The following is a 23,489-nucleotide window of genomic DNA, read 5'->3' on the forward strand; positions in this document are numbered from 1 at the left end:
GATGGCGGTGATCAGCGCCGGCATCCTGCTCTGGCGCCGCGCCGGCGCCGCGGCGGATCGCGCCGTCGAGGACGGCCTCGAGGTCTGGATCGCCCACATGGGCGGCCCGTTCTGGGCCCGGAAGCACGAGCGCGCCTGGTCGATCCCGAAGGGCGAGCTCGAGGACGGCGAGGATCCGCTGGCCGCGGCCCTGCGCGAGTTCGCGGAGGAGATCGGCACGCCGGCGCCCGGGCTCGACTACTCGGACCTCGGGGAGTTCCGCCAGCGCTCCGGCAAGATCGTGCGGGTGTTCGCCGCCGAGTCCGACTTCGCGGTCGACGCCGTGACGAGCAGTACCTTCGAGCTCGAGTGGCCGCCGCGGTCCGGGCGGATGCAGGCGTTCCCCGAGATCGACGACGCCCGCTGGGTGCCGCTGGCCGAGGCGCGCGAGCTGCTCGTCGCGGGTCAGGTGCCAGTGCTCGACGCGCTGCTCTCCCGCGACCCGCTGGCTGAGTAGCGACGAAGGAGCGTATCGAAGCCTCCACGATCGGGCCGGCGCAGCTTCGATACGGCCTCGTTCCTCGGCCTACTCAGCCAGCGGCGAGCCCGCCGCCGCTGTCCGCAGCCAGGCGAACTGGCGGGGCGCCAGCACGAGGCCCTGGCGCAGGTCGAGCGCCGCACCGCTGACGAGGTCGACGGCGTCCGGATCGAGTCCCGACAGCGTCAGCGCCGGGATCGTCTCCGGCTCGTCGCCGACGTTCGCGAGCACGAGCACCGTGGTGCCCTCGCCGGGACGCTGGTAGCCGAGGATCCGCGGGCTGTGCGCGTCGAAGGTGACGAGCCGGTTGCCCGCGAGCTCCGGCGCGCCCTGCCGCACCTGCACGAGGTGCCGCAGCCGCAGCCAGATCGCGCCGGCCTGGGTCGTGAGGTCGTGCCGCTCGGCGTAGCGCTCCGCCGGATACACCGGGCGCCCAGCCCAGCGGCTGTCGCCGGCGTGCGCGGGGTCGTCGGCGTAGGCGTCGTCGTTCGTCTGGCCGACCTCGTCGCCGAGGTAGAGCAGCGGCACGCCGCCGGTGGTCAGGATGATCGAGTGCGCGAGCAGGATGCGCGCGACGGCATCCGGGTCGCCCGTTCCGAGGCCGAGCAGCGACGCGGTCGTGCCGGCCACGCGCGCATCGCCGGTGCGCGGGTTCTCCTGGAACGGCACCCCCTGGGCGAAGCTGCCCGGGAACCGGCCGACGTAGAACTCGTTGAGGAACCGCCGGTGCGCCTGCGGGTCGATGCCGAGCTCGCGGGCGTCCTCGTCGGCGAAGGTCCAGCCGATGTCGTCGTGGCTGCGCACGTAGTCGACCCACGCGGTGCCCGCCGGCAGCGCGTGCCGCCGCGCGAGGGCCTGCGAGAGCAGCCCGACGTCGCGCGTGGCGAGCGTCGACCAGATCAGCGCCATCTCGAGCGGGTTGTAGCTGAGCTGGCACTCCTCCGGAGAGATGTAGGAGATCACGTCATCGGGATGCACGATCGCCTCCGACTTGAACAGCACCCCCGGTGCCGCGATGCGGCACACCTCGTTGAACGCGCGGAGCAGCGTGTGCGCCTGCGGCAGGTTCTCGCACGAGGTGCCGAGCTGCTTCCAGATGAACGCGACCGCGTCCATGCGCAGGATGTCGACGCCGCGGTTCGCGAGCTGCAGCATCTCCCCCGCCATCGCCCGGAAGACGGCCGGGTTCGAGTAGTCGAGATCCCACTGGTAGGAGTGGAACGTCGCCCAGACCCAGCGGCCGTCCTCGAGCTGCACGAACGAGCCGGGATGGTCGTCGGGGAAGATCTCGCGGGTCGTGCGCTCGTAGGCGTCCGGCTGCTCGCGGTCGGGGAAGATCCGGTAGAACGCCTCGTGCTCCGGCTCGCCGGCCCGCGCCCGGCGTGCCCAGTCGTGCTCGTCGGAGGTGTGGTTGAACACGAAGTCGAGCACGAGGGCGATGTCGTTCGCCTTGAGCTCGAGCGCGAGCGCCTCGAGGTCGGCCATGGTGCCGAGGTCGGCGCGCACCTCCCGGTAGCTCGAGATCGCGTAGCCGCCGTCGGACTCCGGCTCGGGCGCCGCGAACAGCGGCATGAGGTGCAGGTAGGTGAGGCCGAGCTCGAGGAAGTACGGGATCCGCTCCCGGATGCCGGCCAGATCGCCGGCGAAGCGGTCGACGTAGGCGACGCCGCCGAGCATCCGCTCGCCGAGGAACCATCCCGGCTCCGCCGCGCGGGCGGCATCCGACTCGCGGAGGGCGGCGGGGCGCGCGGCCCAGGAGCGCTCGAGATCGGCCGCGAGCGCGTCGCGCTCGGCGTCGAGCCGGGGATCGTCGGCGTAGAGCTCGTCGAGGTAGGCGGTCAGGCGCGGCCAGTGCCGGTCGCGGCGGTCCGAGAAGCCGGCATCGTCGGGCGTCATGACGGCATCCCTCCTGCGGCGCGCCATCGCACCGCTCGGGGCCATCTTCGCAGGGATCGGCTTCCGGGCACGCCCGGGGTGGTGCCGTGGCTCACGCGCCGGTGATCCGGTAGAGCAGCTGGGCCGACAGCGGCGAGGCCAGGACGGTGAACGCGATGACGTTGAGCGCCACGCTCGCCCAGAACTCAGCCAGGAACGCGCGCTTGCGGGTCTTGTGGCGGAACAGCTGCTGGGCGACGATCGCACCCGGCCAGCCGCCGATGAGCCCGAGCAGCAGCAGCGAGCGCTCGGCGAGGCGCCAGCCGCCCGTCCGTGCCGCGGACTTGTCGAGCGCGTAGGCGGCGAAGCATCCGATGGTCGTCGCGACGTAGAGCGCGTGCACCCAGATCGGCAGGTGCCAGCGCACGGAGGCCACGATGTAGAGCGGGATGAACGCGGCGATCGCGAGGTAGCTCAGCGTGCCCCAGCGGATCGGCAGGCGGCGTCCGCCGGGACGCCCGAGCGCGATGAGCGCCGCGGGGCGCACGTGCACGGCCTTCGTGCGGCCGTCGCGCATGGCCTCGACCTCGAACGTGTAGTCGACGCCCTCCTCGGGGCGCGACGAGTCCCGCGGGAAGCCGCTGATGTGCACGAACACCTGGCGGGCTCCGTCGCCGGGATCGAGGAACCCGAAACCGCGTTCGTCATTCCAGGTGACGAGCGTCCCGGTGCTCCGGACGCTGCTGGACACCACCGGACGATGGTAACCCGCTCGTTGTGGAGCCCCCGCCGGGACCGGTAGCGTTCTCCGGGTGTCAACACCCGATCGAATCGATTCGACCCGTCCCCTCCGCGCCGGTGTCGTGGGTCTCGGCTGGGCCGGGACGCAGCACGCACTGAGCTACTCCGCCTCGGATGACGCCGTGCTCGCCGCGCTCGCCGACCCGGCCCCGAACCGCCTCTCCGCCGCCGCCGACGAGCTCGGCCCGGAGCAGACCTTCGAGAGCTGGCAGTCGATGATCGCCGACGGCGATCTCGACATCGTCAGCGTCGCCGTGCCGAACGCCTCCCACCACGAGATCGCGATCGCCGCGCTCGAGGCGGGCAAGCACGTCATCAGCGAGAAGCCGATCTCCCTCAACGCGCAGCTCGCGCAGAAGATGGTCGACGCGGCCCGCGCCAACGACCGCGTGCTCGAGGTGAGCTACAACCACCGCCGTCGCGCCGACGTGCAGTGGATCGCCCGCTACCTCGCCGAGAACCCCATCGGCACCGTCTACCACGCCACCGCCAGCTGGACCCGCCGCAACGGCATCCCGGGCCTCGGCTCGTGGTTCACGAGCAAGGCGCTCGCCGGCGGCGGTCCGCTCATCGACCTCGGCTCGCACGTGCTCGACATCGTGCTGAACCTGCTCGGCGAGCCGAAGGTCACCCGCGTCAGCGGCGTCGCCTACGGCGAGCTCGGCCGTCAGGGCATCGGCGGCGCCGCCGCGGTCAACCCGGGCTCCACCGGCTCCGACAACCCGTACGAGGTCGAGGACTTCGCGAGCGCGCTGCTGCGCCTCGACACCGGCGGCAGCGTGCGCCTGGAGGCCTCCTGGGCCGAGTTCTCGAAGACCAAGGAGGACATCGAGGTCGAGCTGAAGGGCTCCACCGGCGGCATCCGCCTGTTCGTCCGGGACTACGCCACGAGCGGCACCATCCAGGTCTTCCGCATCGAGGCCGGCCGACCGGTCGAGCTCGTGCCGGACGTGCAGGTGCCCCACGGGCACCACGCCTCGGTGATCGCCGAGTTCCTCGCCACGATCCGGACGGGCGACTACGCGAACAACTACGGCGAGTTCGCGCTGCACCGCACCCGGGTGATCGATGCCGTGTACGAATCGGCGGCCGCGGGCCGCGAAGTGGAGGTCGACCAGTGAACATCGTCGTCTGGAACGAGAACTGGCACGAGACCAGCGGAGACCCGAAGGTCGTCGGGCACTACCCGGACGGCATCCACACCGTCATCGCGGAGGGCCTCCGCGAGCGCCTCGGCACCGAGCACCAGGTGAGCACCGCGACCCTGCAGGAGCCCGAGCACGGGCTGACGCAGGAGCGGATCGACGGCACCGACGTGCTGCTCTGGTGGGGCCACATGGCCCATGGCGAGGTCTCCGACGAGGTCGAGCAGCGCGTGCACGACGCCGTGCTGTCCGGCATGGGCCTGATCGTGCTGCACTCCGGGCACTACTCGAAGATCTTCCAGCGCATCACCGGCACCACGAACTCGCTGATCTGGCGCAACGACGGCGAGCGCGAGCTGGTCTGGACCGTGGCCCCGCGCCACCCCATCGCCCAGGGCATCCCGAACCCGATCGTCATCCCCGCGCAGGAGATGTACGGCGAGCCGTTCGAGATCCCGACCCCCGACGAGCTGATCTTCATCTCCTCGTTCGAGGGCGGCGAGGTGTTCCGCGGCGGTGCGACCTACGAGCGCGGCAAGGGCCGGGTGTTCTACTTCTCCCCCGGCGACCAGGAGTACCCGGTGTACCACCAGGCGGAGATCCGCGACGTGCTGACGAACGCCGTGCACTGGGTCGCCCCGACCCTCGGGCGCGAGCTCGCGACGGCGCCGAACGCGCCCCGCGACTGGTTCCTGCAGCAGGGCTGACCCACCTCGGGCGGCTGAGCCTGTCGAAGCCCCGAAGCCCCGAAGCCCCGAAGCCCCGAAGCCCCGAAGCCCCGGCCCGCACCGCGCGGACCGGGGCTTCGCCGCGTCAGCATGCGTCGTCAGGCGTGCGCCGCATCCCACCACTGCAGCACCCGTGTGCCGGAGTACGTGAGCCACGGCGACGGCTCGCCCTCGGGCACATCGAGCTCGAACCACACCCGGCCCTGGAAGCGCCGGTCCTGGATCCAGCGTCCGTCGTCCGTCCGGCGGCGGCGCACCGTCTCGATGAGGTCGGCGATCCGCTCGTCCGGCGCCGTGCCGTCGTGCACCGATGCGGCGCGGAAGTACTCGGCGGCGTGGAGCGCCGTGTACACGAAGCGGAACGGCCAGGTGAAGCGCTCGAGCGTGTCGACCGCCGGCTCGCCGGTGCTGAGCTTCGACGTGCCCCGTCGCACCAGCAGGTACTCCTCGGCGGCGTGCCGCGCCTCCGTGAGATCCGTCGCCCCCGTCGCCTGCTCGCGGTACAGGATGCCGTTCAGCGCATTGATCGTGGAGTGGAACGACGACCGCGTCGACCCGTTCTCCCACTCGCAGTTCCAGCCGCCGTCCTCCATGCGGTGCTCCTGCAGGAAGCGCACGATCGGCGACACGTCCGCCCCGAGCCAGGTGCCGTTGGCCAGCGTGAACGCGTTGATGCAGACGTCGACCTCGCCATCCCAGTAGGGCAGGTCCTCGTACTCCCACCTCGCGTGCTCGCGGAGCCGCTCGGCCGTGCCGGCGAGGTGCTCGGCTCCGAGGCCGAGGTCGCGGAGGGTGTTCAGCGTCCAGGTCGTGGCCGTCCACGGCTGGCCGGGGGCCTCGTCGTCGCCCGCGGCTGCGCGGTGCTCTGCGGATGGGAAGTACGCGCCGCCGTCCCACTGCCCGTCCGGGTCCTGGAGCGCGAGCAGCCGGGCGCCCATTCCCTCGGTCGCGACCCGCTCGCGCGTGGCCTGCCAGACCTCCGGCGGCGCGCCCACGAGGTCGCGCTCCACCCGCCAGCGCAGGGCCGGGTCCTGGTCGAGCAGCCAGTCGATCACGTCGTCGCGCACGGTCGTGTCCGTCATGCGCGGCACGCTACCCGGTGGCGGTGACAGTGCGGACCTCTGGGAGCATAGAGCCCCGGACAGCAGAACGCCCCGGTGGTGGACCGGGGCGAGTTCTGTGGACCTGAGGGGATTCGAACCCCTGACCCCCTGCATGCCATGCAGGTGCGCTACCAACTGCGCCACAGGCCCGGAGCCCTTGCGGGCAACTACGACAGGTTACTACATCCGACCGCGGTCTCCGAACCGGGCGGCGGGCGCGAGGATGGTGGGATGACGGATCCGATCACCGTGAGCATCACCCGCACCGTCGACCCCGCGCGCGCCGCCGAGGTGGCCGCCTGGGCGCGCGCCGGGCAGGATCTCATGTCGGCGCAGCCGGGCTACCTCGGGTCCGGATGGGTGCGATCCGAGTCCGACGGGCCGCAGTGGCACATGCTGTTCCGCTTCGCGGATCGCGACAGCCTGGACGCCTGGGAGCGGTCGCCCGAGCGGGCCTGGTGGGTCGCCTCCGCGCAGGATCTGGTCGCGGGCGAGACGCAGCAGCGCCGCACCGGCATCGAGGGCTGGTTCGACGAGCCGGCCACCGTGGAGGTCATCCGGGACGCGCCTGCGGCACCGCCGCGCTGGAAGCAGATGGTGGCGATCTTCGTCGCGTTCTACCCGCTGAGCCTGCTCGCGAACTGGCTGCTCGGGTACGTCACCGGGTCGTGGCCGCTCCCGCTGCGCGTGCTGCTGCTCGTCGTCTGCGTGACGCCGGTCATGACCTACTTCGCGCTGCCGCTGATCACGCGGGCGCTGCGGCCGTGGCTGCTGCGCGGGGTGCGCTGAGCCCGTGGGGTGCGCCCCCGTGGGGTGCGGCGCTCAGTCGCCGAAGAGCTCCATGAGGAAGTTCTCCTTCTTGCGTCTGCGCGGCTGCTCGGAGCGGTGGTCGGCGTACTGCGGCTGGTCGTACCGGCGCTCCTCGTAGCGGCGATCGTCCCGACGGTCGTCGCGGCGGTCGTCGCGCCGGTCCGCGTACTGGGGCGCGGCGGCGACCGGAGCGGAGGAGGCCGCACCGGTCTTCTCGAGGATCTTGTCGAGCTCGCCGCGGTCGAGCCAGACGCCGCGGCACTCGGGGCAGTAGTCGATCTCCACGCCCGCGCGCTCGGACATCACCAGGGTCGTGTCATCGGTGGGGCATCGCATGCTCCGACTCTGCCGGAGCGGTCTGGCGGACCGCCCCGCTCATCCGGTGAGACCGCCCCGCAGACGCCGGGAGAACGCCGGTGCGCGGCGTCGTGACCCACCCGCGGATGACGAGTGCGGCCGAATGTCACGACCGCGGCAGAACGTTTCGCGGCACTCGCACCAATGCTGCGCATTGGTGCGAAACGGCGGAACCTCAGGCTCTGCGCTGCTCGTGGTCGGGGAGGTCGAGCGGGATCACCGGGCAATCGCGCCAGAGCCGCTCGAGCGAGTAGTACATGCGGTCCTCCTCATGGAACACGTGCACCACGAGGTCGCCGAAGTCGAGGAGCACCCAGCGCCCCTCGCCGCGGCCCTCGCGACGGAGCGGCTTCGCCCCGGACTCGATGAGCTTGTCCTCGATCTCGCCGGCGACCGCGAGCACGTTGCGCTCGTTGCGGCCGGTGACGAGGAGGAAGACGTCGGTGAGGGGCAGCTGATCGGTCACGTCGAGCGCGACCAGATCCTCCCCCTGCTTGTCGTCGGCTGCGGCGGCGGCGATGCGCAGCAGCTCGCGGGCGTGGTCGGAGGCGGTCACTCGACTCCTCGATCGGTGGTCATCAGAACGCGTTCGTGAGCAGGCCGGTGACGAGCAGGCCCGCGACGACGACGGCGAGGCCGCCCGTCACGACGATCAGGACGGTCAGGTTGCGGTTGCCGCGCGGCTTCGTGCTCGTCATCATGCCGCGGGTGGAGGTGTGGGTGCTCACGGCCTTGATCGCGCGCACCGGCTGCGACTCGGTGGACGCGACCTGATGGTCGCCCGGGTCGAGCTCGTGGTCGAGGTGCGACTGGTCGAGCTGCGTCGGGTGGGCGCCCGTCGACGACAGGGCGAGCGGCAGGTCGATCGAACCGGTCACCATGATCTCGCCGGTCAGCGGACCGGCCAGCTCGGGCTGCGGGATCGACGGCAGCACGAGCGCGTTCGTCGTGATGACGCCATGGCCGCCGACCACGTCGCGGCTGGCGACGAACAGGTCGTCGTCGTCCGGGAGCGCGGCGAGATCGGACCAGTGCACGGCGGTCGACTCGGTCGGGAGCGGCTCGGCCGGCAGCGGCACGGCGTCGATGACGATCGGATGCAGCTCGGGTGCGGGCTCGGCCTCCGGCTCGAGCACGGCCTCGACGGCGTCGACCGGCGGCGCGGCGGGCTCGGGCGTCGGCTCGACGGGCGCGTCCACCACGTCGGCGTCGACGATCTCGGCGTCGACGACCTGCGGGTCATCGGGCTGCGGATCCGGGGTCTGCGCGTCGACGGTCTGCGGGTCCGGGGTCTGCGCGGCGACCGGCTCCGGTGTCGGCTCTGACGACTCCGGCGCGGCCTCGTCCGCGGGCGCCTCGGCGGCGCCGGGCGGGGCCGGCAGGTCGACGCGCTCCGCGGCGGTCGGACCGGCGAGGAAGCTCAGCGGGTCGGCGGCGTCCGGTGCCGGTGCATCGACGACGGGCTCCGGCTCGGCGGCGGCCGGCGGCGTGAACAGGTCGGCGAGCACGGACGGCCCGCCGGGCGCCTCGGCATCCGGACCGGGCGTCCAGCGCTCCGGCTCCGGCGGCTCGACGAGCGCGAACGGACCCGGGTCGGTCGGAGCGGACCCCTCGTCGACGCCGCGGATCACCGTGTCGGCGTGCTCCGGGTCGAACACGGATGCGACCCAGGCGTCGAGGTCGTCCGGCGCGGCGGGCTGCTCTGCGGCAGGCTGCTCGGCGGCCTGCTGGTCTGGGGCCTGCTGTTCTGACGACTGCTCGGCGGTCGGCTCCGACTCGGCCGCCGTCCCGGCGCCGGGCATCGGACCGGTGTGCTCGATCGGGTCGTCGAGCGTCGGCGGGGGCGCGTCGCGCCACGGCTCGCTCGCCGGCGGGGCCGCCCAGAAGCTCTCGTGCGCCGGGAGTCCGGGCGCCGTGATGTCGGGACGGACGGAGGTCTCCGCCGCGTGCGGCGGCTCGGCGGCCTCGGCCGAGGTCTCGGCGATGTCCTGGGACTCGGGCGCCTCCGACTCGGCGAGATCACCCTCCGCGGGCGCTGCGGTCTCGTCAGCGGGGGTCTCGTCCGCAGGCGTCTCGACGTCGGCGGACGCAGCCTCGGCGGGGCGCGAGTCCCCGTAGAACACGGCAGGGCCCCACGGAGCCGCGCCCTCGGCGGCAGCATCCTCCGCGACGGCCTCGTCGACCTGGCCCTCGCTCGAAGCGGCCTCGTCGGCCTGTCCCTCGCCGGCCTGCTCCTCGCCGGCCTGCGCCTCCACGGCGCCCTCGTCGACGGGGCGCTCCGGCGCGTCGAAGCCGGCGCCGCCGGCCGCGGCGGCCTCCTGCTGCTCGCGGAGGCGGCGCAGCTCGCGTCGCGTCATGGTCTGCGTGATCACCGGGTCCGGGATGCCGGACGGCGACAGCGGACGCGGCGTCGCGTCCTGCGCGCCCTCGTCGCCGGCGGACGCCGACGGGGCATCCTGCTGGTCGGCGCGCTGCTGGGTGCGGTAGTCGAGCCGCTCACCCGAGGCGCCCGGATACGAGTCCGGGGTCCGCGAGTAGGTGGGCGCCCAGGAGGGCGTCGCGCGCCCCTCCGGGCTGTAGTCGCGCATCCGGTAGCGGGGCGCATCCTGCGCGGGCAGCTGCTGCGTCGGCGGGAGCGCGCTGTCGTCGCGGTGCTCCGGCGCACGGCGCGAGCGGAACGGCTCGGCGTCGCCCTGCGCGGCACGCTGCTGGGTCATGTAGTCGAGCGGCTCGGCGCCGGCGCCCGGCGAGAGCGGCGTCTCACGCGGCGCGTCCGCGTCGCCCTCGGCCCCGTCGCGCATGACGCGCCGGGACCACGGCTGGTCCTGGTAGGTCGTCATGTCTCACTCCGATAGAGATGGTGCTTGGAGATGTACTGGACAACACCGTCGGGGACCAAATACCAGACCGGGTGCCCCCGGCCCACTCGAGCCCGGCAATCCGTCGAGGAGATGGCCAGCGCGGGTATTTCCAGCGAGCTTACGCCGTGCTCCGGCAATCCGCGAATGCTCAGCGTATGTCCAGGACGGCTCACGGCGACGAAGTGCGCGAGCTCCCAGAGCTCGTCCACGTCCTTCCATTCCACGATCTGCGCGACCGCGTCGGCGCCCGTGATGAAGAACAGATCGGCGTCCGGATGCTGCCGCCGCATGTCGCGGAGGGTGTCGATCGTGTAGGTCGGACCGGACCGGTCGATGTCCGCCCGCGACACCGTGAAGTCGGGGTTGGAGGCGGTCGCGACGACCGTCATGAGGTAGCGGTGCTCGGCCTCGGTGACGACCCGCTTCATCCAGGGCTCGCCGGTCGGCACGAACACGACCTCGTCGAGCTCGAAGTGGGCTTTGACCTCGCTCGCGGCCACGAGGTGGCCGTGGTGGATGGGGTCGAACGTGCCGCCCATCACTCCGATGCGCGGGCGGCGGCCGGTGACGACGACGGTCATCCGGTCGGGCTCAGTGCCCGCCGTGCCCGGCGTCGTGCCCGTCGGCGCCGGTCAGCTTCTCGTCGTGGCGGTGGGCCACGTCGCGGTAGCTCCACACGACGAAGCCGGCGATCACGAAGAACACCGCGGCCAGCAGCGGGAAGATCCACGCCGGCATGAGCAGCGGCGCGCGCTCCTCGGTCTCGGCGAGGATCGTGATGAGGGCGGGCAGCATGGTTGCGAGTCTAGCGGCGCGCCCTGGTCAGTTCCTGACCTGACCCGCGCCCCTGACCAGCCATTTCGTGCTGGTGAGCTCGGGCAGACCCATCGGGCCGCGGGCGTGCAGCTTCTGGGTGGAGATGCCCACCTCCGCGCCGAAGCCGAACTCGCCGCCGTCGGTGAACCTCGTGGAGGCGTTCACCATGACCACGGCGGAGTCGACCTCCGCGAGGAACCGCTCCGCGCTCGCGAGGTCCTCGGTGACGATGGACTCGGTGTGGTGCGTCGACCACCGGTCGATGTGGGCGATCGCGGCGTCGAGGTCGTCGACGACCCGCACGGCGAGGTCGAGGCTCATGTACTCGGCGGCCCAGTCCTCGTCGGTGGCCGGCACGGCATCGGCGAACAGGGCCCGCGTGCGCTCGTCGGCGTGCAGCGTCACGCCCGCGGCGCGGAGCGCGCCGAGCACGGTCGGCAGCACGCGCTCGGCGGCGTCCGCGTGCACGAGCAGGGTCTCGACCGTGTTGCAGACGCTCGGCCGCTGCGTCTTCGCGTTGACGGCGATCTCCGCGGCCATCGCCGCGTCGGCGCTCGCGTCGAGCACGAGGTGCACGACGCCGGCGCCCGTCTCGATCACCGGGACGGTCGACTCCGCCACGACCGTGCGGATGAGGTCGGCGCTGCCGCGCGGCACGAGCACGTCGACGAGTCCGCGGGCCCGCATGAGGCGACGGCCGCCCTCGCGTCCCAGCGGATCGACGGTCTGCACCGCGGCGGACGGAAGGCCGGCCTCCGCCAGCGCGCCCTGGATCAGCTCGACGAGCACGGCGTTGCTGTGCAGCGCGGCGCTGCCGCCGCGGAGCACGACCGCGTTGCCGCTCTTGAGCGCCAGTGCCGCGATGTCGACCGTGACGTTCGGACGGGCTTCGTAGATCGCCCCGACGACGCCGAAGGGCACGCGCACCTGGGTCAGCGCGACGCCGTTCGGCAGCCGCGAGCCGCGCACGACCTCGCCCACCGGATCGGTCAGCCGCGCGATGTGCCGGACCGCATCCGCGAGTCCGGCGAGGCGGCCCGCGTCGAGGCGGAGGCGGTCCTGCAGCGCGGCGCTGAGCCCGGCCTCGCGGCCGTTCGCCAGGTCGAGCTCGTTGGCCGGCAGGATGCGCTCGGCGCCGGTCTCGATCGCCGTCGCGATGGCCTCGAGCGCGGCGTCCTTCTCGGCGCGGGTGGCCTGCGCGAGCCGCTTCGACGCCGCCCGCGACGCGGTGAGCAGGGCGTCGACGTCGAGCTGCGCGGCCGGTGCGGCGCCATCGCGATCGGCGGCGGATCCGGGCGCGGTCGGGACCGTCTGCGACATGGCCGGAGTCTACCGAGCGCCGTCGAGCACCCGCAGGCCGCGGGCGCGGTCGCTGCGCAGCACCTCGAGCGACCGCTCGCGGGCGTGCACGGCGTGGGCGCGCACGAGCTCCGCCGCGCGGTCGCCGTCGCCGTCCGCGACCGCCGCGACGATCGCCGCGTGCTCGGCGGCGCTCCGCTCACGCGACGCGGCATCCTGCACCTCGAGCCAGCGGGCACGCTCGAGCCGCACCAGCGCGGAGCGGATGCCGTCGGCCAGGAAGACGTTCCCGCTGAGCAGCGCGAGCCTCACATGGAAGTCCGTGGCCTCGTCGAGCGCCTCCGCGCTGCCGCCGGCCGCGGGCGGCGCGGCCTCGGCACCGAGAGCGGCGAGCTCGTCGCGGTCGGCGCGGGCCGCCGCCATCCGCACCGCCGTCGTCTCGAGCGCCTCGCGGTAGACGCCGAGCTGCTCGATCTCCTCGACGTCGAGCGGCGCGACGATCCAGCCGCGGCCGGCGCGGCGCACCAGGCCCGCGGACTCCAGCCGCGCGAGGGCGGCGCGCACGGGCGTGCGGCTCGCGCCGACGTGGGCCTCGAGGCCGCGCTCGCTGATCGGCTCCCCCGGCGGCAGCTCGAGGTCGAGGATGCGTCGGCGGAGGCGGGCGTACACGACGTCGGCCTGCGTCTCGGTGTCGGGCATGGATCCTCCTGGCGCCAGTTGGTATACCAGCACGGTATTCCATATGCTTCGGCTGTGACCAGCACCGCCGAGATCGTACGCGCCCGCACGCCCCGGCCCTGGCTCATGCTCGGCGTGGGCGTGGTGGCGCAGGCCGCCGGCACGCTCGTCGTGTCGACGCCGGCGTTCCTCATCCCGCTCCTGCACCGCGAGCGCGGGCTGTCGCTGGCGGAGGCCGGACTGCTCGCGGCGGCCCCGAACCTCGGCCTCGTGCTCACCCTCGTGCTCTGGGGCTGGCTCGCGGACCGCTACGGCGAGCGGATCGTGCTGGCCGCCGGCCTCGCGCTCACGACCGTCGCGGTGCTCGCGGCCGTCATCGCTCCCGGCTACGTCGGACTCGGGATCGCGCTGCTCGTCGCCGGCGCCGGCACGGCCTCCACGAACGCGGCGAGCGGCCGCGTCGTCGTCGGCTGGTTCCCGAAGCACCGTCGCGGGCTGGCCATGGGCATCCGCCAGACCTGCCAGCCGCTCGGCGTCGCGGCGGCCGCGCTCACCGTGCCGCCGCTCGTCGCATCCGGGTCCGTCGCGCCGGCACTGCTGCTCGGCGCCGTCGCGGTCGGGGTGTCGGCGGTGCTCTGCGCGCTGCTCGTCGTCGACCCGCCGCGGCCTCCGAAGCCGGAGGCCGGGGCCGGGGCCGGGGCTCTGGCCGGGGCCGGGGCCGACGGCGCGCCTGCGACGCATCCGTACCGCGAGGGCGTGCTGTGGCGCATCCACGGCGTCTCCGCCCTGCTCGTGGTGCCGCAGTTCGCGCTCTCCACCTTCGGGCTGGTCTGGCTCGTGGGCGACCTCGGCTGGACCGCGCTCGCCGCCGGCGTGCTCGTCGCCGGCGCGCAGTTCGCAGGAGCGCTCGGCCGCATCGGCGTCGGGGTGCTCAGCGACGCCGTCGGCAGCCGGCTGCGTCCGCTGCGCTGGGTGGCGCTGGCCGGCATCGCGCTGCTGCTGCTCACCGCCGCCGCCGGCACGCTCGAGTGGCCCGTCGCGGTCGTCGTCGCGTACGTGCTGGCGACGTGCGTCAGCGTCGCGGACAACGGCCTCGCCTTCACCGCCGTCGCCGAGTTCGCCGGACCCTATTGGGCGGGCCGCGCGCTCGGCGCGCAGAACACCGGCCAGTTCCTCGCCGCCGCACTCGTCGGCCCCGGGATCGGGGCGCTCATCGGGCTCGTCGGCTTCCCGGCGGCCTTCGCGCTGACGGCGCTGGCTCCGGCGATCGCGACGCCGCTCATCCCCTCGTCCCGGCTGGAACGCGACCGGATGTAGCCGGCGGGGCGGCTCCGCTCCGGCCGGGTTGGTGTCGGCGCTGGCGCTGGCGCTGGCGCTGGAGGGTGTGCTGTCCGGCTCGTCGGACAACCCGTTGCGCAGGGGACGCGTGTTGCGCATCCGGCTCATCGGCCTCGGGATGTCCGAAGAGCCGGAGGGCGATGCACATCGTCCGGGATCCTGTGGCCCCTGAGGGCGGTGAGGCGCACCCGGCACATCGGCATCCGCATCCCGGACGAACGGTCTCGACCGCATCGCCCCCGGTGCTGACCCGGGGCAGCCGCCGTTGTGCAGGACCGCCCCGTTGTGCAGGACGGGAGAGCCCGAATCCGTGTGCAGACCTGCGGAACATCCTGCAGAACGGATCGGCAGATCGGCCGATCGACGGACCGGTGGATGCGCCCGCGCGGCTCAGCCGCGCGGCCGGGCGGCGAAGAACGTGCCGGTCACCTCGCCGGCGAGCGCCCGGCCGACGCCGGCGGTCGACGTGAGCACGACCGGCACTCCGGCCGCGGCGGCGTGCCGCGCGGCCGCGATCTTGGTGCCCGCTCCCCCGGTGCCGACGCCCGCGGATCCGGCCTCACCGAGCTCGACGCCCGCGAGTTCGTCGCCGAACGCGACGTGGGCGATCGGCTCCGCGCCCGGCTCCTGCGGGGGCCGCGTGTACAGGGCGTCGACGTCGCTGAGCAGCACGAGCAGGTCGGCGGACACGAGCTCGCTCACGAGGGCCGCGAGCCGGTCGTTGTCGCCGAAGCGGATCTCGTGGGTCGCCACGGTGTCGTTCTCGTTGACGATCGGCAGGATGCGCAGCCCGAGCAGCTTGTCCATGGCCCGCTGCGCGTTCGAGCGCGGCGTCGCGTGCTCGAGGTCGCCCGCGGTGAGCAGCACCTGGCCCGCGACGATGCGGTAGCGGCGGAGGCTCTCCTGGTACCGGTAGATCAGGATGTTCTGGCCGACCGCGGCCGCGGCCTGCTGCGTGGCGAGGTCGTCCGGTCGCGCGTCGAGTCCGAGGAACGGCAGCGCGGACGCGATCGCGCCGGACGAGACCAGCACGACCTCGACGTCGCGGCCGTGCGCCGCCGCGAGGGCGTCGACGAGCGGGTCGATCTGGTGGACGTTCGCGCCGCTGATCGACGACGAGCCGACCTTCACGACGATCCGGCGCGCCCCGGTGACCTCGGGGCGCAGGCCGTCGCTCACGCGTCGTCCCGATCCGCGGCGCCGGATGCGTCATCCGGCTCCGCCGCGCCGTCCTCAGACTCCGCCCCGTCCGCCGCAGCCGCGTACTCGGCCGCGAGCCGCGTGCGCACCCCGCGCCGGTCGGACTCGTTGTCGCTCGCGTACTGCTCGGTCCAGAGACCGGCGTCGCGCTCGGAGCGCAGCTCCTCGCGGGCTGCCGCGCGGGCGTCCATCCGCTCGAAGTAGGCGTCACGGCGCTCGCCGCGGGTGGCGCGGCGGTTGTCGTCGAGGCGGGCGTCGGTGCCGCGCGGGGACGTGATGAGCTCGGCTGCCGAGGTCAGCGTCGGCTCCCAGTCGAACTCCATCTCGCCGGTGCCGAGGCCGATGACCACGGTCGAGCCGGGGGTGGCGCCCTTCTTGAAGAGCTCCTCCTCGACGCCGAGCTTCGCGAGCCGGTCGGCGAGGTAGCCGACGGCCTCGTCGTTGGCGAAGTCGGTCTGCTGCACCCAGCGCTCGGGCTTGGTGCCGCGCACCCGGTAGATCGTCTCGGTGCCGCCCTCGACCACGACCTCGAAGTCGCGGGCGTCGACGGCGCGCGGACGCAGCACGATGCGCTGCGCGGGCGCCTCGACGAGCCGCGCGGCGCGATCGTCGTCGACGAGCTGCGCCAGCGCGAACGAGAGCTCGCGGAGGCCGGAGCGCGACACCGCCGAGACCTCGAACACGCGGTAGCCGCGCGCCTCGAGCTCGGGACGCACGAGGTCGGCGAGGTCCTTCGCCTCCGGCACGTCGACCTTGTTCAGCGCGATGAGCTGGGGGCGCTCGAGCAGCGGCGTCTGGCCGGCGGGCACCGGGTACCTGCCCAGCTCGCCGAGGATGACGTCGAGGTCGCTGATCGGATCGCGGCGCGACTCGAGCGTCGCGCAGTCGAGCACGTGCAGCAGGGCCGAGCAGCGCTCGACGTGGCGGAGGAACTCGAGGCCGAGGCCGCGCCCCTCGCTGGCGCCCTCGATGAGCCCTGGCACGTCGGCGATCGTGTAGCGCGAGGTGCCGGCCTCGACGACGCCGAGGTTCGGGTGCAGCGTCGTGAACGGGTAGTCGGCGATCTTCGGCTTCGCGGCGCTGAGCGCGGCGATGAGGCTCGACTTGCCGGCGCTCGGATAGCCGACGAGCGCCACATCCGCGACGGTCTTCAGCTCGAGGCGGACGTCGCCCTCCCAGCCGAGCGTGCCGAGCAGCGCGAAGCCGGGCGCCTTGCGCTTCGTCGTCGAGAGCGCGGCGTTGCCGAGGCCGCCCTGGCCGCCCTCGGCGATGACGAGCCGCGCGCCGGGCTCGACGAGGTCCGCGAGCTGCTCGCCGTCGGCGGAGCGCACGACCGTGCCGATCGGCACGGGCAGCACGGTGTCCTCGCCGGTGGAGCCGGCGCGGTTGTCGCCCATGCCCTGGCTGCCGTTCGGGCTCGTGCGGTGCGACGAGCGGTGGTAGTTCAGCAGCGTCGTGACCTGCGGGTCGGCGACGAGCACGATGTCGCCGCCGTCGCCGCCGTTGCCGCCGTCGGGCCCGGCGAGCGGCTTGAACTTCTCGCGGCGGACGCTGACGCAGCCGTTGCCGCCGTGCCCCGCCCGGAGATGGAGGGTCACCTGGTCGACGAAGGTCGCCATGCCCCGCTCCTTCCGAGAGGGCCGACCGGATCATCCGGTGCGGCGGGAAAGCGAAGAGGGCGGGCCGAAGCCCGCCCTCTCACAATGACTGTGCGTCCGGGCGTCAGGCCGCCGGGACGATGTTGACGACCTTGCGGCCGCCCTTGCTGCCGAACTCCACCGAGCCGGCCGACAGCGCGAAGAGCGTGTCGTCGCCACCGCGTCCGACGTTCACGCCGGGGTGGAAGTGGGTGCCGCGCTGGCGGACGATGATCTCGCCGGCCTTGACGACCTGGCCGCCGAAGCGCTTGACGCCGAGGTACTGGGGGTTCGAGTCGCGACCGTTGCGGGTCGAGGACGCGCCCTTCTTGTGTGCCATCTCTCCGAGGTCCTTACTTGATGCCGGTGATCTTGACGCGGGTCAGGTCGGCGCGGAAACCCTGGCGCTTCTTGTACCCGGTCTTGTTCTTGAACTTCTGGATGATGACCTTCGGGCCGCGCTCGTTGCGGAGCACCTCGGCCGTGACCTTCACCTTGGCGAGCGCCGACGCGTCGTGCGTGACGGTCTCGCCGTCGACGAGGAGCACGGGGGCGAGCTCGATGTTGCCGTCCTTGTCGGCCTGGATGCGGTCCAGGACGACGATGGTGCCGACCTCGACCTTCTCCTGACGGCCGCCGGCGCGCACGATCGCGTAAACCACGGATGATTCCTTTTCTCGGGGATGACGCCCGCACCTGGCGGCGGAGCGACGAAGACTGCGTCCCGTTCTGAACGGATCCGGCATGCCGGATCCACCCCCTGCGGGATCGAGGACTGCCCACCGGAACAACCAGGCGGACACCGAGGGTCGAGTCTACGCGAGACGGGGCCCGACGGTCAAACCTCGTCGAGGGCGCCCGCGACGTCGTGCTCGTCGGGCCGGCGCTGCTGCCAGCCCCAGAGCAGGAGTCCCGCCAGCACGACGAGCGGCACCTCGAGGATGAACGTCCGCACGCCCGCGAGCACGCCGTTCGCCACCTCGATGCCGAACGCCTGCAGCTCCCCCGCCACCGGCCTGCCGCCGAAGAACACGCCGGGCAGGTGGGCGACGGTCGTGACGACCGAGACGATCACGACGACGAAGACGACCACGAGCACGCCGCCGGCCGCGGCGAGGATCGCCCGGGTCACGACGTGCGCGAACCGCAGCTCGGGCCCGATGGGCGCCAGCTGCCAGAGCACGAGGAACGTGCCGATCGCGAACGGCAGCCAGGTGAGCAGCGAGCTGGCGAGCAGGCTCTGCCAGAGGCCGAGCGCCGCGGACCCGAAGCCGAACCCGAACCGGTCGAACGTCACGTTCGTCGCGAGCGAGGTGGTGAGGAAGCCCTGCAGGAGCAGCACGGCGAAGACGCCGGCCGAGGCGAGCAGGGCGGCGATCATGCCCCGGCGTCCGAGCGCCGTGGCGAGCCGCCGCCGGGCCGGTGATGCGGGCACGGGGTGGGTCCTTTCCTAGACTGCGGAGCGTGACGGTGCTGATCGACGAGCCTATCTGGCCGGCCCACGGCACCCTCTGGGCGCACCTCGTCAGCGATGCGTCCTACGAGGAGCTGCACGCGTTCGCCGGGGCGGCCGGCATCCCGCGCCGCGCCTTCGACAACGACCACTACGACGTGCCGCTCGAGCGGCACGCGGAGCTCATCGCCCGCGGCGCGCACGAAGTCAGCGGACGGGAGCTGCTGCGGCGCCTCCAGCGCGCCGGCCTGCGGGTGCGGCAGCGGGACAAGCGCGCAAAGCACTGAGGCCGATCTCGGCTCCCTGAGCCTGTCGAAGGGGCGCTTCGACAGGCTCAGCGATCCGAATCCGTCGGCGCTTCGACAGGCTCAGCGATCCGAATCCTTCGGCGCTTCGACAGGCTCAGCGATCCGAATCCGTCGGCGCTTCGACTGGCTCAGCGATCCGGGGTCGGGGGCGCTCAGCCCTCCGAGGCCTCCGGCGTCACGTTCGCGCCCGTCGACACCCGGCGCGAGCCGCGCGTGCGGCCCTGACCGGGCTGCTTCGGCTCCGGCAGCGCGTCGAGCACCGAGTCGAGGATCTGCTCGGCGTCGTGCGTGCTGATGCGCGCCCGGCGGGGACGGCGTCCGCGCTCGATCGGGATGTCGAGGATCTCGACGGTGGCGTCGGCCACCTTCTCGACGACCTGCTCGACGGACGCCGGCGCGGCGGCTGCCTCGACCGGCGCACCCGCCTCGGCCTCCGCCGTCACCGGCACGGTGCTCTTGGCGATGCGCGACAGTGCGTCGCGCACATCGTCGGTGATCGCGTGGGTGCCGTTCGAGCCTGCGCCCGTGGTGGTGGGCTGGCTGGGCGCGCCGTTGCCGTTGCCGCCGCCGGCATTGCCGCCGCGTCCGCGTCGTCCGCGACCGCCCTGCTCGCCGCCGGAGTCGCGTCCACCGCCGTTGCCGCCGCCGTTCTGACCGCCGTTGCCGCCGCCGTTCTGGCCGCCGCCGTTCTGTCCACCGCGGTGGCGCATGACGGGGTCGTGATGCACGATCACGCCGCGGCCGGCGCAGACCTCGCAGGCCTCGCTGAACGACTCGAGCAGGCCGAGGCCGAGCTTCTTGCGGGTCATCTGCACGAGGCCGAGCGAGGTGACCTCGGCCACCTGGTGCTTCGTGCGGTCGCGGGAGAGGCACTCGATGAGGCGCCGCAGCACGAGGTCGCGGTTGGACTCGAGCACCATGTCGATGAAGTCGACGACGATGATGCCGCCGATGTCACGCAGCCGCAGCTGGCGCACGATCTCCTCGGCCGCCTCGAGGTTGTTCTTCGTGACGGTCTCCTCGAGGTTGCCGCCGGAGCCGACGAACTTGCCCGTGTTGACGTCGACGACGGTCATCGCCTCGGTGCGGTCGATCACGAGCGAGCCGCCCGAGGGCAGCCACACCTTGCGCTCGAGCGCCTTCTCGATCTGCTCGGAGACGCGGTACGCGTCGAACACGTCCTTCGCGTCGTCGTAGGTCTCCACGCGCTCGACGAGGTCGGGGGCGACCGCGCCGAGGTAGCGCTCGATGGTCTGGCGCGCGTCGGCGCCGGAGATCACGAGCTTGTGGAAGTCCTCGTTGAAGACGTCGCGGATGATCTTGATGAGCAGGTCCGGCTCGCTGTGGAGCAGGGTCGGCGCGTGGCCGAGCTCGACGGCGCGCTCGATCTCCGCCCACTGGCTGGTGAGCCGCTGCACGTCGAGCGTGAGCTGCTCCTCCGTGGCGCCCTCGGCCGCGGTGCGCACGATCACGCCCGCGTCGTCCGGGAGCACCTCCTTGAGGATCTTCTTCAGGCGCGCGCGCTCCGTGTCGGGCAGCTTGCGGCTGATGCCGTTCATCGAGCCGTTCGGCACGTACACGAGGTAGCGGCCGGGCAGGCTGACCTGGCTGGTGAGGCGGGCGCCCTTGTGGCCGACCGGGTCCTTCGTGACCTGCACGAGCACGCGGTCGCCGGGCTTGAGCGCGAGCTCGATGCGGCGGGCCTGGTTCTTGGTCTCCGAGTCGGCGTTCACCGCGTCCCAGTCGACCTCGCCGGCGTAGAGCACGGCGTTGCGGCCTCGGCCGATGTCGACGAAGGCGGCCTCCATGCTCGGCAGCACGTTCTGCACCTTGCCGAGGTAGACGTTGCCGATGAGGCTGGCGTCCTGCGCGCGGGCGACGTAGTGCTCCACGAGCACGCCGTCCTCGAGCACGCCGATCTGGATGCGGTTGTGCGCCTCGCGCACCACCATCGCCCGGTCGACGCTCTCGCGGCGCGCGAGGAACTCGGCCTCGGTGACGACGGTGCGGCGGCGTCCGGCGTCGCGCCCGTCGCGGCGGCGCTGCTTCTTGGCCTCGAGCCGGGTGGAGCCCTTGACGCGCTGCGGCTCGGTGATGAGCGGCGCCTGCTGGCGGGGCTGGCGGACCCGCGTGGTCACACCGGGCGCGTCGTCGCCGTCGCGCGGCGACTCGTCGCCGGCACGGCGGCGGTTGCGGCGGCGGGAGGCCGCGGACGGCTGGTCGGCCTCCGGCTCCGGACGCTGCGGCGGCTGTCCGCCGGCGCGGGGCTCCTGGGGCACGAACGTCGGCAGGTCGGGAGCCTGGAACAGCAGGGCGACCGTGCGGTTGCCGGGCTGCGCCTCGGCGACGGTCGCGGCCTCATCCGCCACGGCGACCTCCTCGATCACGACGGGCACCTCCTCGACGGGCACCTCGGCGACGGGCACCTCCTCGACGGGCGCGGGCGCGGCGGGGGCCGGCTCCTCGGCCGTCGCCTGCTCGCCGACGGTCTCGTCGGCCACGATCCGCTCGTCGGCGGTCTCCGGGGACGCTGTCGTCCCGGTCGCGGTCCCGTCCGGTGTCGCGGTCTCGTCCGGCGTGTCCGCTGCGGTCAGCGGCTCGAACGCCGCCTCGCCCGTGTTGCGGCGTACCCGGCGCGAGCCGAACACTCCCCGTCGCTTCGGCTTGTCGTCTTCCACCATCGCTGGTGCACTCCTCGTCCGGAGGGGGCCGCGCCACCCGTTCCGGGTATCTCGATGCGGACGCGCTGGGCGTCCGTCCTGCGAAAAATCAATGCGGCCGTCATCGGCCTGCGCTCTCTCACCGCGCTCGGAACTGGCTATCCGACACGGTGCGCGATCGGCACTCGTGGCCCGGTGCGTCGGGAGACGGCCCGGAAAAGCTCTCTGGCATCGGCGGGCGCGGCCCGCGCGATTGAGGGAAAGTATGTCACGTCCACCCCCGCGACGACGTCGGGGCTCGCACCGACGCCCCCGTCCGCCCTCCGGCTCCGTCCGGGCGGGTCATGCGAGGATGCGCACGTGACCGACACCGTCCCGGCCCGTCCGCACTGGATCTACGCCGCGCTGCTCATCCTCACCGGGGCCCTGGGCTGGTTCGCCTCGATCAACCTGACGATCGACAAGCTCATCGTCCTGAAGACACCCGGCGCCGAGCTGAGCTGCGATCTCAGCCCGTTCGTCACCTGCGGCAAGAACCTGGGCGAATGGCAGGGCGAGCTGCTCGGCTTCCCGAACCCGCTCCTCGGCCTCGGCGGCTTCGTCGCGCCGATCGCGGTCGGCGTCGCCCTGCTCGCCGGCGCCTCGTTCGCGAACTGGTTCTGGCGCGCGTTCAACATCGGCGTGCTCGGCGCGTTCGCCCTGTGCATCTTCCTGCTGACGCAGAGCTTCTACGCGCCGAACCTCGGCACCATCTGCCTCTGGTGCGTGCTCACCTGGGCGGTCGTCTACCCGCTGTTCGTGTCGACCACGGCGGTGACGCTGTCGCGCGGCGTCTGGGGTGCGGGCGGCGTCGCGGCGGGCCGGTTCCTGCTCCGCTGGGCGCCCGTCATCGTCATCGTGATGTACGTGATCGTCGCCGTCCTGGCGCAGACCCGCTTCGGAGTCATCCAGTACCTCGTCCGGTGACGCATCACCCGACTCTCCGGGCGACCTTTCAGCGACGGCCGCGGAACGTCCCCTAGGTTTTTCCCCGTGGCCCAGCCGAAGCAGACCAAGAAGCAGCGCATCGACGAGGCCCGCGAGCAGGCCCGTCTCGCGCGCGAGAAGCGCGAGAAGCGCCAGAAGACGCTCCGGGTGCTCGTCCCGACGCTCGTCAGCCTCGGCGTGCTCGTCATCGTCGGCGCCATCATCGCCGTCATCGCGCTGCAGCCCAAGCCGGCCGCAGCGTTCCCGGGCGGGCCGAAGAACATGGCCAGCGACGGCATCCTCTACGCCGAGCAGAGCGGCAAGTCGGAGGTCGCGACCACGGCGGCGCTGAAGAAGGGCGAGAGCCCCAAGGCCACCGAGTGGGCCACCGGCGACGGCGTCGCCCACATCGTCACCTACATCGACTGGTCGTGCCCCGCCTGCCAGTCGTTCGAGGGCCAGTACTCCGACTACCTGCAGGGCCTGGTGAAGTCCGGCGCCGCGACGCTCGAGATCCACCCGATCGCGATCCTCGACCAGAACTACACGAGCGACCGCTACTCGACCCGCGCCGCGAACGTGGCCGCCTGCGTCGCGAACTACGACCCGGACCACTTCCTCGACGTGCAGACGCAGTTCTACGACAATCAGCCGACCGAGCAGGGGCCCGGCCTCACCGACGCGAAGATGATCTCGCTCGTGAAGAAGGCCGGCGTCACGAACGACAAGGTCGAGGGCTGCATCCGCGGCCTGAGCTTCGGCAAGTGGGTCACCGCGTCGACGCAGCGCTCGGAGATCACCACGACCCCGACGATCGTCGTCAACGGCAAGACCTGGGACCGCACCGACTTCCCGACGTTCGTGGAGAACGCCGCGAAGGCCTGATCCCCCGCACGACACGACGAAGGCCCCGGCGCGATGCGCCGGGGCCCTCGTC

The 23,489-nt window shown here is 72.8% G+C and carries 24 protein-coding genes and 1 tRNA gene; 8 read left to right on the forward strand and 17 right to left on the reverse strand.

What is annotated here, in order from left to right; all coding sequences use genetic code 11:
• Position 1 precedes the first annotated feature (1 nt).
• Positions 2 to 496, forward strand: a complete 495-nt coding sequence (locus tag AC1RSJ_RS09235) for an NUDIX hydrolase (RefSeq protein WP_493118069.1) — start codon at positions 2 to 4, stop codon at positions 494 to 496.
• 69 nt (positions 497 to 565) lie between these two features.
• On the opposite strand, the gene AC1RSJ_RS09240 is transcribed toward AC1RSJ_RS09235, so the two are convergent.
• Together AC1RSJ_RS09240 and AC1RSJ_RS09245 are read right to left on the reverse strand one after the other, a co-directional pair.
• The gene (locus AC1RSJ_RS09240; RefSeq protein ID WP_493118070.1) at positions 566 to 2,458 is read right to left on the reverse strand and encodes an alpha-amylase family protein; all 1,893 of its coding nucleotides are present in this window, start codon (positions 2,456 to 2,458) and stop codon (positions 566 to 568) included.
• 46 nt (positions 2,459 to 2,504) lie between these two features.
• Positions 2,505 to 3,146 (reverse strand): DUF1294 domain-containing protein, encoded by a 642-nt coding sequence (locus AC1RSJ_RS09245; protein WP_493118071.1) that lies wholly within the window; start codon positions 3,144 to 3,146, stop codon positions 2,505 to 2,507.
• Between the two features lie 58 nt (positions 3,147 to 3,204).
• On the opposite strand from AC1RSJ_RS09245, the gene AC1RSJ_RS09250 reads away from it, so the two are divergent.
• Together AC1RSJ_RS09250 and AC1RSJ_RS09255 are read left to right on the forward strand one after the other, a co-directional pair.
• Complete coding sequence (locus AC1RSJ_RS09250; RefSeq protein ID WP_493118072.1) at positions 3,205 to 4,314, forward strand: Gfo/Idh/MocA family protein; 1,110 nt, start codon at positions 3,205 to 3,207, stop codon at positions 4,312 to 4,314.
• Positions 4,311 to 5,045, forward strand: a complete 735-nt coding sequence (locus AC1RSJ_RS09255; protein WP_493118073.1) for a ThuA domain-containing protein — start codon at positions 4,311 to 4,313, stop codon at positions 5,043 to 5,045. Before AC1RSJ_RS09250 ends, AC1RSJ_RS09255 begins: the two co-directional genes overlap by 4 nt.
• Positions 5,046 to 5,164: 119 nt before the next feature.
• On the opposite strand, the gene AC1RSJ_RS09260 is transcribed toward AC1RSJ_RS09255, so the two are convergent.
• Positions 5,165 to 6,148, reverse strand: a complete 984-nt coding sequence (locus AC1RSJ_RS09260) for a squalene cyclase (RefSeq protein ID WP_493118074.1) — start codon at positions 6,146 to 6,148, stop codon at positions 5,165 to 5,167.
• Between the two features lie 98 nt (positions 6,149 to 6,246).
• Positions 6,247 to 6,319: transfer RNA gene (locus tag AC1RSJ_RS09265), tRNA-Ala, on the reverse strand.
• 81 nt (positions 6,320 to 6,400) lie between these two features.
• Here AC1RSJ_RS09265 and AC1RSJ_RS09270 point away from each other — a divergent pair.
• Positions 6,401 to 6,958 carry an antibiotic biosynthesis monooxygenase gene (locus tag AC1RSJ_RS09270; RefSeq protein WP_493118075.1) on the forward strand — a complete coding sequence of 186 codons (558 nt, stop codon included), beginning with the start codon at positions 6,401 to 6,403 and terminating at the stop codon, positions 6,956 to 6,958.
• A 33-nt stretch (positions 6,959 to 6,991) separates the two neighbouring features.
• Here the strand turns inward: AC1RSJ_RS09270 and AC1RSJ_RS09275 are convergent, their stop codons facing one another.
• The 7 genes from AC1RSJ_RS09275 to AC1RSJ_RS09305 form a co-directional block, all read right to left on the reverse strand.
• The gene (locus tag AC1RSJ_RS09275) at positions 6,992 to 7,315 is read right to left on the reverse strand and encodes a TFIIB-type zinc ribbon-containing protein (RefSeq protein WP_493118076.1); all 324 of its coding nucleotides are present in this window, start codon (positions 7,313 to 7,315) and stop codon (positions 6,992 to 6,994) included.
• A gap of 196 nt (positions 7,316 to 7,511) precedes the next feature.
• Positions 7,512 to 7,892 (reverse strand): ribosome silencing factor, encoded by a 381-nt coding sequence (rsfS, locus tag AC1RSJ_RS09280; protein WP_493118077.1) that lies wholly within the window; start codon positions 7,890 to 7,892, stop codon positions 7,512 to 7,514.
• Between the two features lie 22 nt (positions 7,893 to 7,914).
• Positions 7,915 to 10,176 (reverse strand): hypothetical protein, encoded by a 2,262-nt coding sequence (locus tag AC1RSJ_RS09285; protein WP_493118078.1) that lies wholly within the window; start codon positions 10,174 to 10,176, stop codon positions 7,915 to 7,917.
• A complete protein-coding gene (gene nadD, locus AC1RSJ_RS09290) occupies positions 10,173 to 10,778 on the reverse strand; it encodes a nicotinate-nucleotide adenylyltransferase (RefSeq protein WP_493118079.1) in 606 nt (201 codons plus the stop codon). Before nadD ends, AC1RSJ_RS09285 begins: the two co-directional genes overlap by 4 nt.
• Positions 10,779 to 10,788: 10 nt before the next feature.
• The gene (locus tag AC1RSJ_RS09295) at positions 10,789 to 10,992 is read right to left on the reverse strand and encodes a hypothetical protein (RefSeq protein ID WP_493118080.1); all 204 of its coding nucleotides are present in this window, start codon (positions 10,990 to 10,992) and stop codon (positions 10,789 to 10,791) included.
• Between the two features lie 27 nt (positions 10,993 to 11,019).
• Positions 11,020 to 12,333 carry a glutamate-5-semialdehyde dehydrogenase gene (locus tag AC1RSJ_RS09300; RefSeq protein WP_493118081.1) on the reverse strand — a complete coding sequence of 438 codons (1,314 nt, stop codon included), beginning with the start codon at positions 12,331 to 12,333 and terminating at the stop codon, positions 11,020 to 11,022.
• A 9-nt stretch (positions 12,334 to 12,342) separates the two neighbouring features.
• Positions 12,343 to 13,011 (reverse strand): GntR family transcriptional regulator, encoded by a 669-nt coding sequence (locus AC1RSJ_RS09305; protein ID WP_493118082.1) that lies wholly within the window; start codon positions 13,009 to 13,011, stop codon positions 12,343 to 12,345.
• A 54-nt stretch (positions 13,012 to 13,065) separates the two neighbouring features.
• On the opposite strand from AC1RSJ_RS09305, the gene AC1RSJ_RS09310 reads away from it, so the two are divergent.
• On the forward strand, positions 13,066 to 14,307 hold the full coding sequence (locus AC1RSJ_RS09310) for an MFS transporter (RefSeq protein WP_493118083.1): 1,242 nt from the start codon (positions 13,066 to 13,068) through the stop codon (positions 14,305 to 14,307).
• 411 nt (positions 14,308 to 14,718) lie between these two features.
• Here AC1RSJ_RS09310 and proB read toward each other — a convergent pair whose 3' ends face one another.
• From proB to AC1RSJ_RS09335, 5 genes are all read right to left on the reverse strand, one after another.
• Entirely contained in the window at positions 14,719 to 15,507 is a 789-nt protein-coding gene (gene proB / locus AC1RSJ_RS09315) for a glutamate 5-kinase (RefSeq protein ID WP_493118084.1), read from the reverse strand.
• A complete protein-coding gene (obgE, locus tag AC1RSJ_RS09320) occupies positions 15,504 to 17,147 on the reverse strand; it encodes a GTPase ObgE (protein ID WP_493118085.1) in 1,644 nt (547 codons plus the stop codon). Before obgE ends, proB begins: the two co-directional genes overlap by 4 nt.
• A 103-nt stretch (positions 17,148 to 17,250) precedes the next feature.
• Positions 17,251 to 17,505, reverse strand: coding sequence for a 50S ribosomal protein L27 (gene rpmA, locus AC1RSJ_RS09325; protein ID WP_493118086.1), 255 nt, complete (start codon positions 17,503 to 17,505; stop codon positions 17,251 to 17,253).
• 13 nt (positions 17,506 to 17,518) lie between these two features.
• Positions 17,519 to 17,827 carry a 50S ribosomal protein L21 gene (gene rplU / locus AC1RSJ_RS09330; RefSeq protein ID WP_493118087.1) on the reverse strand — a complete coding sequence of 103 codons (309 nt, stop codon included), beginning with the start codon at positions 17,825 to 17,827 and terminating at the stop codon, positions 17,519 to 17,521.
• 176 nt (positions 17,828 to 18,003) lie between these two features.
• A complete protein-coding gene (locus tag AC1RSJ_RS09335; RefSeq protein ID WP_493118088.1) occupies positions 18,004 to 18,600 on the reverse strand; it encodes a hypothetical protein in 597 nt (198 codons plus the stop codon).
• A 29-nt stretch (positions 18,601 to 18,629) separates the two neighbouring features.
• Between AC1RSJ_RS09335 and AC1RSJ_RS09340 the strand changes: the two genes are divergently transcribed.
• The gene (locus AC1RSJ_RS09340; protein ID WP_493118089.1) at positions 18,630 to 18,905 is read left to right on the forward strand and encodes a DUF4031 domain-containing protein; all 276 of its coding nucleotides are present in this window, start codon (positions 18,630 to 18,632) and stop codon (positions 18,903 to 18,905) included.
• Positions 18,906 to 19,078: 173 nt separating this feature from the next.
• Here the strand turns inward: AC1RSJ_RS09340 and AC1RSJ_RS09345 are convergent, their stop codons facing one another.
• Positions 19,079 to 21,607 (reverse strand): Rne/Rng family ribonuclease, encoded by a 2,529-nt coding sequence (locus AC1RSJ_RS09345; RefSeq protein ID WP_493118090.1) that lies wholly within the window; start codon positions 21,605 to 21,607, stop codon positions 19,079 to 19,081.
• A gap of 339 nt (positions 21,608 to 21,946) precedes the next feature.
• On the opposite strand from AC1RSJ_RS09345, the gene AC1RSJ_RS09350 reads away from it, so the two are divergent.
• Together AC1RSJ_RS09350 and AC1RSJ_RS09355 are read left to right on the forward strand one after the other, a co-directional pair.
• Entirely contained in the window at positions 21,947 to 22,552 is a 606-nt protein-coding gene (locus AC1RSJ_RS09350) for a vitamin K epoxide reductase family protein (RefSeq protein ID WP_493118091.1), read from the forward strand.
• A gap of 66 nt (positions 22,553 to 22,618) precedes the next feature.
• On the forward strand, positions 22,619 to 23,437 hold the full coding sequence (locus tag AC1RSJ_RS09355) for a DsbA family protein (RefSeq protein WP_493118092.1): 819 nt from the start codon (positions 22,619 to 22,621) through the stop codon (positions 23,435 to 23,437).
• The last annotated feature ends 52 nt before the right edge of the window (positions 23,438 to 23,489 follow it).

It is taken from the genome of Schumannella sp. GW821-FHT10F01, assembly GCF_058809295.1.